Below are 14,313 nucleotides of genomic sequence, written 5' to 3'. Positions count from 1 at the left end.
CACCTCCTATAATAATATGGGAGGTGTATTTCTTATTTATGCACTTATGTTTCACTGCAGGCTTCTCTTATCGGTAAATGTAAACAGCAGGGGAGATTCATCTGCGATAAAGTGTGCTTCCCTGGTAGGTTCAAAGCCTGCAACCTGCCATGTGTGCCACGTATTTAAAGTTATCACAAAATCCTCATAGGTCCCTGAAAGTTTTCTTACATTGTCTCCATTTGGCAGCTCATCCTGAAAAAACAAGACAGATACTGACTTCACATCACTGCCGTCAAGAGTCTCCCCCACAAAATCAAAAAAACGGTTTCTTTCACCCAGTTTGGAAGCAATCCGGATATCGTGGTCAATATCACAGGCACAGTGTGGTTCAGCCGGGTCGTGAACCTCAAAAATTATTTCCGGATGAGAAAGTACCCGAAAAACCTCTTCCCCGGCCCCAGGCAGCAGTTTATCTTTGCCCATGGCAATACCATACCCATATGACTCCCCCAACTGTCTGACCCGCTCCCTGATGGCATCAGCCTGCTGCTTATCGGCATTTAATGCAATAACTACAGAAATACACATTTTCCTGACCTCTCATTTGTTTATTTATACTGTTTGAGTCTGGCAAGTCCAATATAATAATAATACCTAGGTAAACTAATGTAAAGAGGCAGGTGAGGTGTTGTACTGATTTTCCGCACTGCCGCCTATGAGTCTAAACTGCCTCCCCCGGCAACAAGGCAGCGTCCCCGAACTCGATGGCTCATTGGGTTTAATTTGAAGGATGGCCGCCTCTCGTTTTGGCGAGCCAAAACTTCCCGGCGGCTTTCGCCATCTTCGGACATGCGGGGACTCCCCGCCTTGTTGCCGGTGATTCGCAGTTAAGACTCATAACGGCGGCAGTGCAAGGAAAATCTTGTACAACACCTCACCTGCCAGGCTTTTCCCACGCATATGATTGAGCGAAAAAATAATAAGGAGGGCTTACACATGGAAAAGAGAAAGCATTCCAAGCAACCGGGGGACAAGGGACCACAGGTATACGACCCGGGAAATCCTATGCCCGATATGCTGCAAAGCAAAGGCGAGCTTGTCGTAGAGGGAAAACACGACCTGGAACCATCAGAGGAATTTATGAAAAACAACCCCTTTAAAACAGCTCCCAATAACCTGACCTCAAAGGGGATGTCTGATAAGGAAAAAGGGTGATGCCTGGCATCACCCTTTTTTCCCTACTGTTTCTTCATAGCCAGAGCGCCCACCGGGCAGGCCTGAACACATTCACCACACTGGGTGCAGTTGGATTCTGCGAGGGTGGTTTCACCAAAGACAGCCACCCGGCGGGCCATACCTCTCCTGACCAACCCGATTGCCCCCACCTTGGCCTTGTTATGGTCAACCCACACACAACGGCCGCAGAGAACACATTTGGCCGGGTCATATGAGAATTTTTCCAGGCTGTCATCCACCGGGGCTTCGTTATCGAGTTTCCGCATCCGGCTGACCCTTAGTTTGAGTCCTCTCTCTTTAGCTATCTTCTGCAGTTCACAGCTGCCGTTGGCAGCACACTTACCGCAGGCAATCCTGTGATTGGAAAGGAGCAGCTCAAAACCGTTTTTAACCATCCTGTCTATACGCTTACTGCGGGTCCGTACAATCATGCCCTCTTTTACAGGCTGGGTACATGAAGTGACCGGATTCACAAGCCCGTCAATCTCCACAAAACACAGGCGGCAGCCTGCCGATGGCTTCTCTTCCTCTTCTATACCGCATAAGTGGGGAATATATATGCCGTTGTCCAGGGCCGCCCACAGGAGCCTCCTGCCTTCAGGAACATCATATTTCTTATCATCAATCGTTATAGTTACCATTTTCCCTTTACCGCCAATATTGCTGCCAGTGTTGTTACTGTCATTGTTTCCGTTATTGTTTCCGATATTGTTACTCACTTACGCTACCCCCTTCCACTGCCACGGTTATGGGTGGTGAGACTTTTTCCACGGCATCATACAGCGGCAGGCAGGTTACCAGGCAGTTGTCACACTTGACACACTTCTCCAGGTCAATTTCCTTAAGCATATCTGGCCTGGTAAATACTGCTTCCACCGGACAGCTGGCAATACAGGCATCACACAGCTTGCTGCATTTCTGGGCAACAATCCGGTAAGTGATTAGGTCCTTGCATTTGCGTGCGGGACAGCGTCCCTCATGAATATGAACTTCATACTCGTCCCTGAAGAACCTGAGGGTACTCAGGACAGGATTGGGAGCCGTTTTCCCAAGGCCGCAGAGGGAGCCGGCCTTGATATCTTCAGCCAGTTCCCACAACAGGTCCAGATCTTCAGGCTTGCCCTGTCCCTTGGTGATATCTGTTAAGATTTCAAGCATCTGCTTGGTGCCCAGACGACAGAAGGTGCACTTGCCGCAGGATTCATTCTGGGTAAATTCCAGGAAGAAACGGGCTATTTCAACCATACAGTCATCTTCATCCAGAACAACGAGGCCTCCTGACCCCATCATTGCCCCAGCATGCTGCAGGGAGTCAAAATCTATTGTCAGGTCCAGAGCTGATTCCGGCAGGCAGCCTCCGGACGGCCCGCCTATCTGGACAGCTTTGAACGCCTTGTCATCCTTAATACCATTACCCACATCATAAATCAGCGTCCGCAGTGAAGTACCCATGGGCACCTCCACCAAGCCGGTGCCGACAACTTTGCCGGCCAGGGCGAAAATGGCAGTTCCCGGACTTTCCGGTGTTCCGATGCCCTTAAACCAATCGGCGCCATTGCGGATAATGTGGGGCACATATGAAAGGGTCTTAACATTATCTATCAGAGTCGGTTTCCCCCGCAGTCCTGATACTGCCGGAAATGGCGGTCTGTGGCTGGGGATACCTGGTTTGCCTTCAATTGAAGCTATCAGAGCAGTCTCTTCTCCGCAGACAAAGGCGCCTGACCCCTGGAAAATCCGGATATCAAAACTGAATCCGCTGCCCAGGATGTTCTCACCCAATAATCCGTTGGCACGCGACTGCTGCAGGGCAGTGCGAAGCCTGTTAATGGCCAGCGGATATTCTGCCCTCACATAGATATATCCCTGAGATGCGCCAACAGCATATGCCGCAATAATCAGGCCTTCAATCAGCTGATGCGGGTTTGATTCCAGGAGCGCCCTGTCCATAAAGGCCCCGGGGTCTCCTTCATCTGCATTGCAGATAACGTACTTGACATCTGCCTCAGCATCTCGGCATATCCCCCACTTTCTGCCGGTGGGGAAACCTGCCCCACCTCTGCCTCGCAGCAGTGAGTCCTTGATCTCATCAACCACCGCACCCGGTTCTGCAGCCAGCGTCTTCACCAGAGCGCTGTAACCCTCACGGGCGATATAGTGATCTATCTCTTCCGGGTCAATCAGGCCGCAGGCTTCCAGGACAATCTTCTGTTCATAGACTCCGCGCGGGTAATCGGCAAAGGTAGGAAAAAAGTCGTTAGGTTCCAGGGCTGCCATGGCAAATTCAAAACAGGGGTCATCCCCAACCAAAAAATCGGAAACCAGGCGGGAGGCAATACCCTCGTCAACATTACCATAACAGAGGGTGGGAAAACCTGGTTTATATACAATAACCATGGGCTCCGCATAACAGTGTCCCAAGCAGCCTACTTCAATAACCTCTGTCTCTATCTGGTGCTTTTGGACCTGTTCTTTAAAAGTATCCAGTATCTTCAATGCTCCTGCGGCCCGGCCGCAGGTTGCGGTTCCTACCATCACATAAGGTTTTTCCTGCAGCATCCCGGCCTTTTCGGAGGCACGGTTTTTCAGTTCCTGATAGTTGGACCCCATCACAGTCATCTCAGCGCTCACCTGGCATCACCCTCTTCCGGCTGTGCCTTGGCTGCCTTCCCGGGAAGCTCCTTCCCAAGTCCCAGCAGGATACCGTCAACCCTGGTCGGCCTAACCTTGGCCTCTACCTCTTCATTAACCAGAACAACCGGGGCCAGCGCACAACAGCCGACACAGGCTACCCTTTCCAGGCTGAACTCGCGGTCCTTGGTGGTCTCGCCTTCTTCGATTTCCAGGCGGCGTTCAAAGGAATCCATGATAATCTTGCCCCCTGTCATGTGACAGGCTGTGCCCATACAAACCTTAACCTGGTTTTTACCGGGCGGACTAAGCCTGAACTGATTGTAAAAGGTTCCTACACTGTAAACATCAACTTCAGGAATCTCCACGGCAGCGGCAACCATCTTCATAGCTTCCCGGGGAAGGTATCCCAGCCTCCCCTGGACTCCCTGCAGGATTGGTAGAAGCTGTTCACTGTCTGAATCAAACTTTGCCAGAACTTCTCCAACAGCCGACTGAATTTGTTCCAATTCGCCTTCCATAAGTTCCACTTCGACATCCTCCTCCCAAAAATTCAAAATATCACAACAAAGCATAATTTCACAGTAATAATTGTCTTAGCCCGGCCCATCCTTAACACCCTCAATTTTACGGCACTTGACACTTGAGAGAATACAGTTTTCCACATGTTCTTTGCCGCAGTGCAGGCATATCTGAGGGAACAGCTCATCATCAGTGACCGCAGCCAGCAGGAATGACTCAATACCCCTCCTCAGGTTCTTCAGGTCCTTTGGGGGCATTTTATTGAGCAGTGACCCCAGTCTTTTCAGCTTTTCGGGCTTAACCTTGCTGGTAACCTCCTGTCCCAGAGGGGTAATCTCCACAAAAATATTCCGCCGGTCCTCAGGGTCGTGTTTTCTTATCACCAGCCCCTTTTCTGACAGCCGTGATATGGCCTTGGTAGCTGCCGGGTAACTTATCCCCAGTCCCCTGGACACATCTCCAACCGTAACCACTTCATGGGCCATAATAAGGCAGAGACACCTGACCTGCCCTACTGTGAGCTGCTCATTGCAAACCTCTTCCACAATCCCCTGTGAAAGAAGCTCCCTCACTATGGCTACAAAAAGTCCGATGTCCCTGTCTACTGTCTGTAATGTTTCAAAATCCATTACAATCTCCCCTAATATAGTATTAAGCCGTTATAAATGCGGCGTTTAGAACCCACTTATTATTTAACCTAGTTAAATAATAAGACATGTTTTCAATGTTGTCAACCACTATTATTCTATTTTTCGACCGTTTACCGGTCATTTTTAGCTGTTGAGACCGGTAAACTGCCGGTTAATTTCCCGCTTACCTGTTGAAAACAACCATTCCCCCCTGATGTGGAACCGTTAAAGGATAAACAAGTGCAATCTGCCTGGGCCGATGATAGAATCTATTACAGGTAAAGCTCTGTGCACGGGCAGATTATATGTGGACAATAGAGCAAAAGGGCAATAAGGCATTTTCGAAGGGGGTGCTTTGATCACCTACTACAAAGAGAATTAAAACGAAAGTGTACCGAGAAGCGCTTTCCTGTAGATATGGCGCCGTTTTTCCTTGGGGGGAGAGTTACGGTCAGATATCCAGGTCAAAACTGCTTCAAAAATCTATTCGAGGGGTGTGTGTATTTACATGAGTTCTAGTCAGTCAGCCGGCAAAGGGTGGCTTGTTACCCTATCCGGAACAGGAATTAATCTAGCTCTCGGTGTTTTATATGCCTGGAGTGTTATCGCCAAATCTCTTACCAATGATTGGGGCTGGAGTGCAACTATGGCTTCCAAGCCTTATGCTGTTGCCTGCGGAGTTTTTGCTGTAATGATGGTCTTTGCCGGAAGAGCCCAGGACAAATACGGGCCAAAGATAGTGGCATCCTTAGGCGGTGCCCTGACAGGTATCGGTATGATTATTTCCAGCTTTGCTTCCCAAGGTGATAATACACTTATGATAATCGGCTTTGGTATCCTTGCCGGTACAGGTATCGGCCTTGGTTATGCGTCTGCTACCCCGCCGGCCGTCAAGTGGTTCCCACCGGCCAAAAAAGGCCTGATCACGGGAATTGTCGTCAGCGGTTTTGGTCTGGCATCCGTATATATTTCCCCACTCACAAACAACCTGTTGGCAAATGTAGGTATCAGCAAAACATTTATGATTCTGGGGATTGCCTTCTTCATCGTTAGCGTTCTGTTATCCCAGTTCCTGGTTAACCCACCGGCAGGTTTTGTCCCCAAAGGCATGCCCGTACAAAGCAAGGCTGCCGCATCAGCTAATAAGAAGCATGATTTCGAATGGCATGAAATGATGAAAACCCCGCAGTTCTATCTGCTTTGGCTGATGTATGCCTTTGCATCCTTTGCAGGACTGATGATAATCGGTCATATGGCTAAGATTGCCGGCAAACAGCTTCCCGGCACCGAACTTGGTTTTATCCTGGTGGCCATTCTTGCCATAGGCAACGCCGGCGGCCGTATTATCGCCGGTGTAGTTTCCGATAAACTTGGTCGTACCCGCACCATGCTGTTGGTATTTACCCTGCAGGCGATTGTTATGGTGCTTTTGGCAAAAGCAACCACAGTGCCGCTGCTGATTGCAGGTGCGCTGTTTGTAGGCTTTAACTATGGTTCGAACCTGTCACTGTTCCCATCAACAACAGCTGACTATTTTGGCACCAAGAACCTCGGGGTCAACTATGGCCTGGTATTTACCGCCTGGGGTGTGGGTGGTGTGTTTGGTTCCATGGTAGCAGGTAAGATCGTTGATGCCACAGGGTCTTACAATACAGCTTTTTTAGTGGCAGCTGTTCTTTGTGTTGCTGCAGCTGCCACAACATTTATTACCAAGGCGCCCAAAACCATTACGGTTGACAAACCATTCCGGACTGCCGGTATTCCCCAAATGGTTAACCCACTGATTGATGAAAAAGAAACCAAGAATAAATAATTATGACTTTCCCATTATAACTCATAATCATTATTAATTAAAGGACCGGGATAAACAACCCGGTCCTTTGTTAAATCAAGCACGCTGAATCACGCCTGTGGTGCCATTAAGTGAAATCGGTTCCCCATCCTGGAACATTTCAGTTGCTCTGATAACACCCATAACTGCCGGAATGCCATATTCTCTGGCAATAATGGCCGCATGGGAAGCAGCTCCCCCGGTTTCCACAAGCAAACCTGCCGCAGTGGTAAACAACGGGGTCCAGGCAGGGTTCGTATATGGAGCTACCAGGATGTCTCCCTTCCTAACCCGGTGGAAATCCCCCGGGTCTTTGATTATCCTGGCAATTCCTTTTACCAGGCCCTGGCTGGCCGGCACTCCCCTGATGACCTCAGAATCGCTGACGGGCTGGCTGCGCATGCTCCAGCGTGCCATCCGGCGCACCTGTTCATCCTTCCTTGACATAATCCTGGCATTCAGTTCCTTTACATTAACCTCCTCAAGCCCGTGATATATGATGAGGAGAATATCCTTGATTTCAAAATAGGTCAGGTAATAGATATCTCTAGGGTCTTTGACAAGTCCCATCCTCACAAAGCGTTTACCCAGTTCGGCAAATAGTATTCTGAATACATGCAAGCTCCGCGTCACATCATAATGGCTGTTTTCCCTGAATGCTGCAAAACTCCGGGCATGTCTGACCAGTTTTCGAAACATTTTTTTGGCATTAAACAGTGCATAGATGCCCTTTGACAGCCGGGAGCTTACCAGTTCTTCGGCCTTTTGGGCCTTTCCGGCCCTATCCGCTTCCCTGCTCCTGAATTCATCAGGGTCCTCATCCAGCATGGCTCTGATGATGCCAAAAACGACTTCCGGCGAATCCTGCCAGGTAGGAGAACCTATCCCGCCGAGCCCCATATTTGTTTCCCGCTCTCCGAATTCAAGCAGGAATTCACGGAATTTACCGAGGAATTCCCGTCCGGCTTCAGTTTCCTCTAGCTGGGTGAGGATTTTATCAGGAGGAACATTTTCAAACAGAGCGCTTACCTCCCGGCTCCTGACCGCCTCTGCAGCCAATTCCCGAACTGCCCGGTTGGTCCGGAGGGTTGCATTGTCAAGCCCGGTAACCAGCTTCTCATATACAGCCACAGCCTCAGCCTTATCCCGGAACATAAAGCGCAGCCATCTCAGAAGAATGGCGCTGGGAATCCTGTTCTGCGCAAAATACTTGTATCTTAAAACATTAAAATAGTGGAAATGATGTAATCCCTCAGTAATATAGTCAAGGACAACCTCCAGAGGCAGTGCAGACATGTCTCTTCTCTTCAGCTTTTCAAGCATTTCCAGGAGGTATACCTGTTCTGCGGCCCATTCCCCTGCCGGGTCGGAATCTAATGTTTTGCCCACCCTGAAACACTGCCAAAACCGTTTAAAGCCAGGCCTGATTGTCGGAGGCGCGAAGAATTCCGGAAAAATCCCGCGGTCAACACGGCTCCAGTCCGGTTCACCGATGGTATAGCCAAAATTCTGCATGGCCTCAAACTGGGCCATGAAAAGCACCTTGACTACTACCCCGTCAATGGGCATAATGGGGTCCGGAAACCGCTCGGCAACCCAGGCCATTACTTCCTGCCTGTCCTTATTCATGGCAGAACCGTCAATATCAGGCAGGTCTTCATCTCTCAGGGTAGTAATGGGTCTGGTCTGCAGGAAATACATTTCACCCCGGCAATAAGCCCATTCTATGTCCTGATAATTGCCATAGTAACGTTCGATTTTTATTCCGGTATGTGCTAGTTCCCTGATATCATAATCTGTAAGCATCTGACCGCTTCCGGGATCTACAATATCCTTGGAAACCAGGTCAATATTGGCTTCACCGCTTTTCTTCAGCACATAGACATCACCGGCAGCATGTCCCGAAACCAACTGCTCCCCCAGGCCCCTGACAGCTTCAATACGTATCTCTTCCCGGGAGTTAGTTACCGGATTAGCAGTAAACATAACTCCTGCCACCTGTGCCGGAATCATCTCCTGGACAATTACCGCCATTTTAACCAGATGGTGTTCAAAACCGTTGCGTTCCCTATAGTGGATAGCCCTAGTGGTCCACAGGGAGGCCCAGCACTTCTTAACTGCCAGAAGGACATTTTCTATGCCCTCTACTTCCAGAAACGTTTCCTGCTGGCCGGCAAAAGACGCACCCACCAGGTCTTCAGCAGTAGCCGATGACCTGACAGCAACCCGCAGTTCTTCTTTGCCTTCGGCCAGGCGGTTAAAAGCAACAATCAGGGCATTCTCATAATCCGGCAGCAGAGGCATCGCCGTAACCATCTCACCGATTTCCAGACTTGCCTGCTCCAAGGCTTCGATATTCCCGGTATCAATCAGGGCCAGTTTTTCCCTGATTTTTTGGTCTATACCATAATGCTTCAGGTTCTGAAAGTAGGCCTCCGACACCAGGCAGAACCCGGCCGGGCAAGGCAAGTTCCGGGCCAGGTCCCCGAGGTTGGCTGCCTTTCCACCCACTTTATCAGTATCATCCTGATAAATTTCCGTTAACCAGTACACATTTTTTCCCATTACGCTCCCCCATTCCGGTTATGTGCCATAATCAGTCAGCGCTAGTCCGAACTCAACACTAGTCAGCGCTCAGCGCCCCGATAAGGAAAAAATCCACACCTCGCATGTAAAGACGGTACAGCCCCTGGCCGGTGCCAGACTCAAACCAGCGGCACATAATCATCATTGTGATGCCCATCAGATGGTCCACCATCTCCATTACATCTATATCCCCTCTGATGTCTCCCATTTCCTGACCCTTTTTTAATATTTCAGCAATAAATAGTTCAAAGTGCATTCTATAATTGAGGGGGTCATTGAGTTTAGTATTTACCCTCTCCAACTGGTAAACTCTGATTAGTTCGGGATATTCCTCAAACCAAGCGGCCAGACTCTGATAAGTCCTGGCCAGGCGCTGCCGGGTATCTTGAAGCGCCATGACATCATCCCAGATTTTCTCACTTCTCTGCACACTCAGGTTCTCCATGAATTCATGCAGGATTGCTTCTTTAGAAGGAAAATAATTGTAAAATGTTCCTTTCCCTATATCTGCTCTCTCAGTAATCTGGTCTACCGTAGTATTGTCATATCCCTGCTCCACAAATAAACTAAAGGACACATCAAGAAGCTTCTGTCTTGTCTCTTCCTTTTTTCTCTCCCTGCGGGTCTGCTGTTCCATCTCCCCACCTCTTTTAATAATAATTGATATCTTTGGTGTTATATGACTATGGTCATTTATATTCTCCAGTCATATTTTAGCACTGCCATGATTACAGGTCAACTAAAAAGTACCGGGGCCGTCTCTTTTTTATCGAGACTGTCCCGGTACTTTCTTTTGATATCATTATGGAGTTTGGGAATTCCTTTTTTTTCATTGTTATGTACTTATTTTTCATTGTTATGTACTTAGGCTTCATACCTGGAGTTTATGGTTTGGTATTCCTGTTCGGATATTTTCCTGGCGCCGCTGATAAACCTGGATAACATTGTATCTGCAAAGATTTTTTTTGCTGAATCAAGGTCGTATTGGTCAGACGGGTACATTTGGGATAAGGTTCTTCGGATTTTTTCCTTTTTAAGGTTAGTTACCTTAACATCCGTGTGGACCACAATAGACTCATCACTACTTGCAACTGAGGCCTTCACGGGAGTCACCTTGTAAGCTATTCCCCGCTCCTCATCATAGTAATAAAAACACATCGCCAACCCCTCCTTAAAATTTAAACGACCATCTTAATTCAGGCATCTCATTATACAATATGTAATTGTCATTATAATCTTTCGACACAGGAGGTATTTTTCCCTGTCAGCTTTTAAAAATTTTATGCCGCAGGAAAATTAATCTATTTTTATTACATTGTTACATTTTTTAGGATTTTTATTCATGAAATTTAAAATCTGCCGGCGTTTTCATAGTTTCCCGGTCAAAACCGTAATTGTTTCCCGGTCCAGGTCCATCATCAGCATACTCAAAGGCTTCCCTGTTTTCGCCGCTCTGTTAATTTCCCCGGTCAGAGTCTCCTGAAAAAACTTATGGTTGTATGTACCTGTCAACCCGTCTATAAACATGGGCCTGGCCATCATGTCAGCAAGTTTATAAATAACAATGAAGCTCAAGGCAAAAATAATGATAATTGCCGCAGTTATCACCAGTAGAATTTCCTTAAAGAGTCTGAATACTTCCTAAATTTCCCTCTTTTCTAATATTTCTTCTTTTTAGGAAATAGGAAGTAAAAAACCACAATTAAGATTACAGTTAAACTAAAAACCTTGATACCCACTGCCAGTGATTTCAATTCAATAATCGCTATCCCCAGCAAAATCAACATAACCCTGTTCCATCCCCGCTGAAAATAGGCAGCAACAAAAAGGAACAGCGCCAGTATTCCTATTAACCAGAACATTATCCACCTCATTAAATTATGTCATTATTTTAGCCCTTTGTTTAGCTAATTACTGTTATAACATTTTTCGTCATTCTTTGCAAAACCCCTCCTCCGTCTCTGCTGTTAAAGAACAAATAATCTCCCCGAACCATTTTCCGAGGAGATCGTCATATTACTATTGATTTTATCATTTTTTGTCTGCTTGCACCTATTCCGCCGAAACCTTCTGATTCAACACCATCTCTCTGATTAGGCGCATCATTTCCTGTGGTTTGAACGGTCTGGTCAGAGTGCGGATAGTACTCATCAACCCTGTCGTCTCAGTACTTTCAGTCTTCCTGCCGGCCATGGTAATTATCCTCGCATCGGGAAATTTTTCTTTTAACAGGGTAATTCCGTCCGGAACACCGCTGCCGGATTCGCAAAGGTGACCTATTACAAGGTCGGCATGCTTTTTCTGGAACAGCCGCTCTCCGGACTCACAATCGGGAGCCTCAATAACATCATAACCTGATTGTTCAATTACTTCACAGAGTATTGACCTTATCAGTTCATCTTCCTCAATAACCATAATCAAAGCCATTGCCTCAGCCTCCCACGGTTGGCATTTACTTGTAATCAGCCTACCACTTTTTAGGTAACAATTGTACAAAATTATCCCCAAACGCGGTTTTCCCGGTCTGAAATGCGGTTTTCCCGGTCTGAAATGCGGTCATCAGGGCTCAGAAATGCTGCTGTCATAAGCGGTTCCTGTTGCCTGCCAGACAAAACTAACATAATTTCCGTTATAAATTTTGTGTTTAATGTACCTGACTCCCGCTACGGTATCCAACATAAGAAAGGCCGCAGTTACGCGCAGCGCCTTCAGGGCTTCCTCTTTTTCTTCAAACAGTGATGTTGCTAAATGAGTTTTGGGGCACTGCTTATGGCTCTCTTCCAAGAGCACAGTTATCCCGGCCTCATTTTTCACGGCAGTCTGAAATTCAGGAAATTCCTGAAAACATGCATCACAAAGCATTTCGTAATCCGTGACCCCAGGACAGATATATGACAGCCTCCCTGTAGATTTGAGGATACAGCCCGAACAGAACTGACCAAAACATTTGTCACAGGTAAGTGAACAGCCCAAACATACAGGACGACCACACTGCCGGCATTTGGGGGCACAGCCCGGGCATATTATTGAATAACAGCCGCGGCACATTACATGACAGTCATAGCAGATTTTCTGTCCACATTCTTCACACTTAATAAGACACCGGCGGCATGACAAACGACCACATTGATCACATTTAGCTTCCTCTTCCGTCCCTCTAACAGGTTTCCTGCAGTGATAACATTCAAAATCTATTGTTATCAAGGCACTACTTTTTCTACAAATGTCTCTAATGGCGGCCGGAATCCGAAAAATCCTCATGGACCACACACCTTACATTTGCGCTTTGCAAAGGCTAAGCGGTAATATTGTTTTCTTCGGCAAATTTTAATAATTACCTTCCTGTTTTCCGGATTATTCGTAAAAAATTCAGTTATGATAGATATGTCAACTCAGTTGTCATATAATAGATATATGAACTCAGTGATTTTTCTGCCCCGGTATTTCCGTGAAATACTTTGAATCTTTAAAACAAAGGAGATGGTAACCGTGAGCATATTTGACCATAAACGTCTGCCCAAAGAACTGTTCCAGATTGATGTGGAACGGATGCGGAAAGGCTGGTTCAGCGACGCATATTTCGGTAACACAGTTATGGTCCTGGATGCTCTGGCATCCGAACCAGGCTACATGTTCACCGGAAACAGCGATATCCCTGTCGGCGAAATTAACAACGGTAATGTCATTATTGAGATGCAGTTTTTTACCCGCCGGAAACCATTCAGCGTAGTTGCCGGTGTTGACGAGGCCCTGGCCATCCTGGAAGAATGCACCGGTTACTTTGACAAAGATGGCAAATTTGTCAATACATATAACCAACTGGAAGTGGATGCTGTCCATGATGGGACCTTCTCCTATTACAGCGGAAACCCGCTTGAAGTACAGCCGGTACTTAGGGTCCGGGGCCGTTACCGGGATTTTGCCGTCCTCGAAACCACGATCCTGGGGGTGCTGACCGAGGCCACCAGGGTAGCAACCAATGTCTATAACGTAATGGTTGCCACCCGCGGCAAGGATGTCCTGTTCTTCCCTGCCAGATTTGCCCACTATAAACTGCAGGCCCTGCATGGGTATGCATATTTCCTGGCTGTCCAGGCATATAACCATAAATTCAATAAAAACTCCCGGGCATCCGTATCCACTGACACTCAGGGCGGATGGTGGGGTTCCAGGGGCGGGGGCACCATGGCTCACGCAAGCATCGCATGTTTCTTTGGGGATACTGTGGAAACCACCCTGCAGTTTGCCAGAAACCTGCCTATCGACGTAAAGCGGATTGCCCTGGTAGACTTCCATAACGACTGTATAGGCGAAACCTTAAAGGTAATGCAGGTGATGTGGGATAAATACTGGGAAATCTTTAAAACCGGCAATAAAGAAGAGGCCGAAAAATACAGGCTGTTTGGTGTAAGACCTGACACTGCCGGGAATATGCGTGATATCTCACTCCCTCCTCTGGGCGATAAAAAACTGGATTGTGGCGTGAACCCCAGACTTGTTTGGGCGCTCAGAGAAGCAATCGATAAAGCCTGGAAGGATTGGGCGCTCAACCTTCATGCACAGGAAGCGGCCAAAAGATGGTGTAAGGATGTCAAAATAGTAGCTACAGGTGGTTTCAACGTTCAGAGGATAAACGAATTCGAGGATCTTGGAGTACCGGTTGATATTTATGGAGTGGGTTCATCTCTCCTGGAAAACTCCAATACATCCGGGACCAACAACGATTTTACCGCTGACATTGTCAGGGTAAAAATTGACGGTGAATGGAAAGAACTGTGCAAGATTGGCAGGCAGGCGTGTAACAACCCTGATCTGGAACAATTTCAAAGCTAAACCACAGCTTTTTTGTTTTCCTCTCCGTAACGTTTGATCGTGTATGTAACAATAGCGCCAAGG

General features: G+C 47.6%; 15 protein-coding genes. 3 read left to right on the top strand and 12 right to left on the bottom strand.

All coding sequences use genetic code 11. The features are described 5' to 3' along the window. Positions 1-51: 51 nt before the first annotated feature. Entirely contained in the window at positions 52-570 is a 519-nt protein-coding gene (locus Ga0451573_RS10420) for a hypothetical protein (RefSeq protein WP_231683964.1), read from the bottom strand. 408 nt (positions 571-978) lie between these two features. Here Ga0451573_RS10420 and Ga0451573_RS10415 point away from each other — a divergent pair, with 408 nt between their 5' ends. Further along, entirely contained in the window at positions 979-1,197 is a 219-nt protein-coding gene (locus tag Ga0451573_RS10415) for a hypothetical protein (RefSeq protein WP_231683962.1), read from the top strand. Between the two features lie 23 nt (positions 1,198-1,220). On the opposite strand, the gene Ga0451573_RS10410 is transcribed toward Ga0451573_RS10415, so the two are convergent. The 4 genes from Ga0451573_RS10410 to Ga0451573_RS10395 all read right to left on the bottom strand — a co-directional run bounded on the left by Ga0451573_RS10410 (position 1,221) and on the right by Ga0451573_RS10395 (position 5,000). Further along, positions 1,221-1,937 (bottom strand): 2Fe-2S iron-sulfur cluster-binding protein, encoded by a 717-nt coding sequence (locus Ga0451573_RS10410; RefSeq protein ID WP_231683960.1) that lies wholly within the window; start codon positions 1,935-1,937, stop codon positions 1,221-1,223. Continuing rightward, the gene (locus Ga0451573_RS10405) at positions 1,930-3,828 is read right to left on the bottom strand and encodes an NADH-quinone oxidoreductase subunit NuoF (RefSeq protein WP_331459410.1); all 1,899 of its coding nucleotides are present in this window, start codon (positions 3,826-3,828) and stop codon (positions 1,930-1,932) included. The genes Ga0451573_RS10410 and Ga0451573_RS10405 overlap by 8 nt, the downstream gene beginning before the upstream one ends. A 17-nt stretch (positions 3,829-3,845) precedes the next feature. Then, complete coding sequence (nuoE, locus tag Ga0451573_RS10400) at positions 3,846-4,370, bottom strand: NADH-quinone oxidoreductase subunit NuoE (RefSeq protein ID WP_231684107.1); 525 nt, start codon at positions 4,368-4,370, stop codon at positions 3,846-3,848. 75 nt (positions 4,371-4,445) lie between these two features. Beyond that, a complete protein-coding gene (locus Ga0451573_RS10395) occupies positions 4,446-5,000 on the bottom strand; it encodes a MarR family winged helix-turn-helix transcriptional regulator (RefSeq protein WP_231683959.1) in 555 nt (184 codons plus the stop codon). A gap of 508 nt (positions 5,001-5,508) precedes the next feature. On the opposite strand from Ga0451573_RS10395, the gene Ga0451573_RS10390 reads away from it, so the two are divergent. Beyond that, positions 5,509-6,813 (top strand): L-lactate MFS transporter, encoded by a 1,305-nt coding sequence (locus Ga0451573_RS10390; protein ID WP_231683958.1) that lies wholly within the window; start codon positions 5,509-5,511, stop codon positions 6,811-6,813. A 75-nt stretch (positions 6,814-6,888) separates the two neighbouring features. On the opposite strand, the gene Ga0451573_RS10385 is transcribed toward Ga0451573_RS10390, so the two are convergent. The 7 genes from Ga0451573_RS10385 to Ga0451573_RS10355 form a co-directional block, all read right to left on the bottom strand. Next, positions 6,889-9,396, bottom strand: coding sequence for a PEP/pyruvate-binding domain-containing protein (locus Ga0451573_RS10385; protein ID WP_231683957.1), 2,508 nt, complete (start codon positions 9,394-9,396; stop codon positions 6,889-6,891). A gap of 58 nt (positions 9,397-9,454) precedes the next feature. Continuing rightward, complete coding sequence (locus Ga0451573_RS10380) at positions 9,455-10,054, bottom strand: TetR/AcrR family transcriptional regulator (RefSeq protein ID WP_231683955.1); 600 nt, start codon at positions 10,052-10,054, stop codon at positions 9,455-9,457. 227 nt (positions 10,055-10,281) lie between these two features. Continuing rightward, positions 10,282-10,575 (bottom strand): hypothetical protein, encoded by a 294-nt coding sequence (locus Ga0451573_RS10375; protein ID WP_231683953.1) that lies wholly within the window; start codon positions 10,573-10,575, stop codon positions 10,282-10,284. A 210-nt stretch (positions 10,576-10,785) separates the two neighbouring features. Continuing rightward, positions 10,786-11,025, bottom strand: coding sequence for a diguanylate cyclase domain-containing protein (locus Ga0451573_RS10370; RefSeq protein ID WP_231683951.1), 240 nt, complete (start codon positions 11,023-11,025; stop codon positions 10,786-10,788). Between the two features lie 50 nt (positions 11,026-11,075). Next, complete coding sequence (locus Ga0451573_RS10365) at positions 11,076-11,279, bottom strand: hypothetical protein (RefSeq protein ID WP_231683945.1); 204 nt, start codon at positions 11,277-11,279, stop codon at positions 11,076-11,078. Positions 11,280-11,469: 190 nt separating this feature from the next. Next, positions 11,470-11,844, bottom strand: a complete 375-nt coding sequence (locus tag Ga0451573_RS10360; protein WP_231683944.1) for a response regulator — start codon at positions 11,842-11,844, stop codon at positions 11,470-11,472. 132 nt (positions 11,845-11,976) lie between these two features. Beyond that, a complete protein-coding gene (locus tag Ga0451573_RS10355) occupies positions 11,977-12,279 on the bottom strand; it encodes a hypothetical protein (RefSeq protein ID WP_231683943.1) in 303 nt (100 codons plus the stop codon). Positions 12,280-12,906: 627 nt separating this feature from the next. Here Ga0451573_RS10355 and Ga0451573_RS10350 point away from each other — a divergent pair. Then, positions 12,907-14,250, top strand: coding sequence for a nicotinate phosphoribosyltransferase (locus Ga0451573_RS10350; RefSeq protein WP_231683942.1), 1,344 nt, complete (start codon positions 12,907-12,909; stop codon positions 14,248-14,250). Positions 14,251-14,313: the final 63 nt, after the last annotated feature.

Origin of the sequence: Phosphitispora fastidiosa (genome assembly GCF_019008365.1) — a bacterium.
GTDB classification, from domain to species: Bacteria; Bacillota; Thermincolia; order Thermincolales; family UBA2595; genus Phosphitispora; species Phosphitispora fastidiosa.
This window is presented reverse-complemented; position numbering and strand designations above follow the sequence as displayed.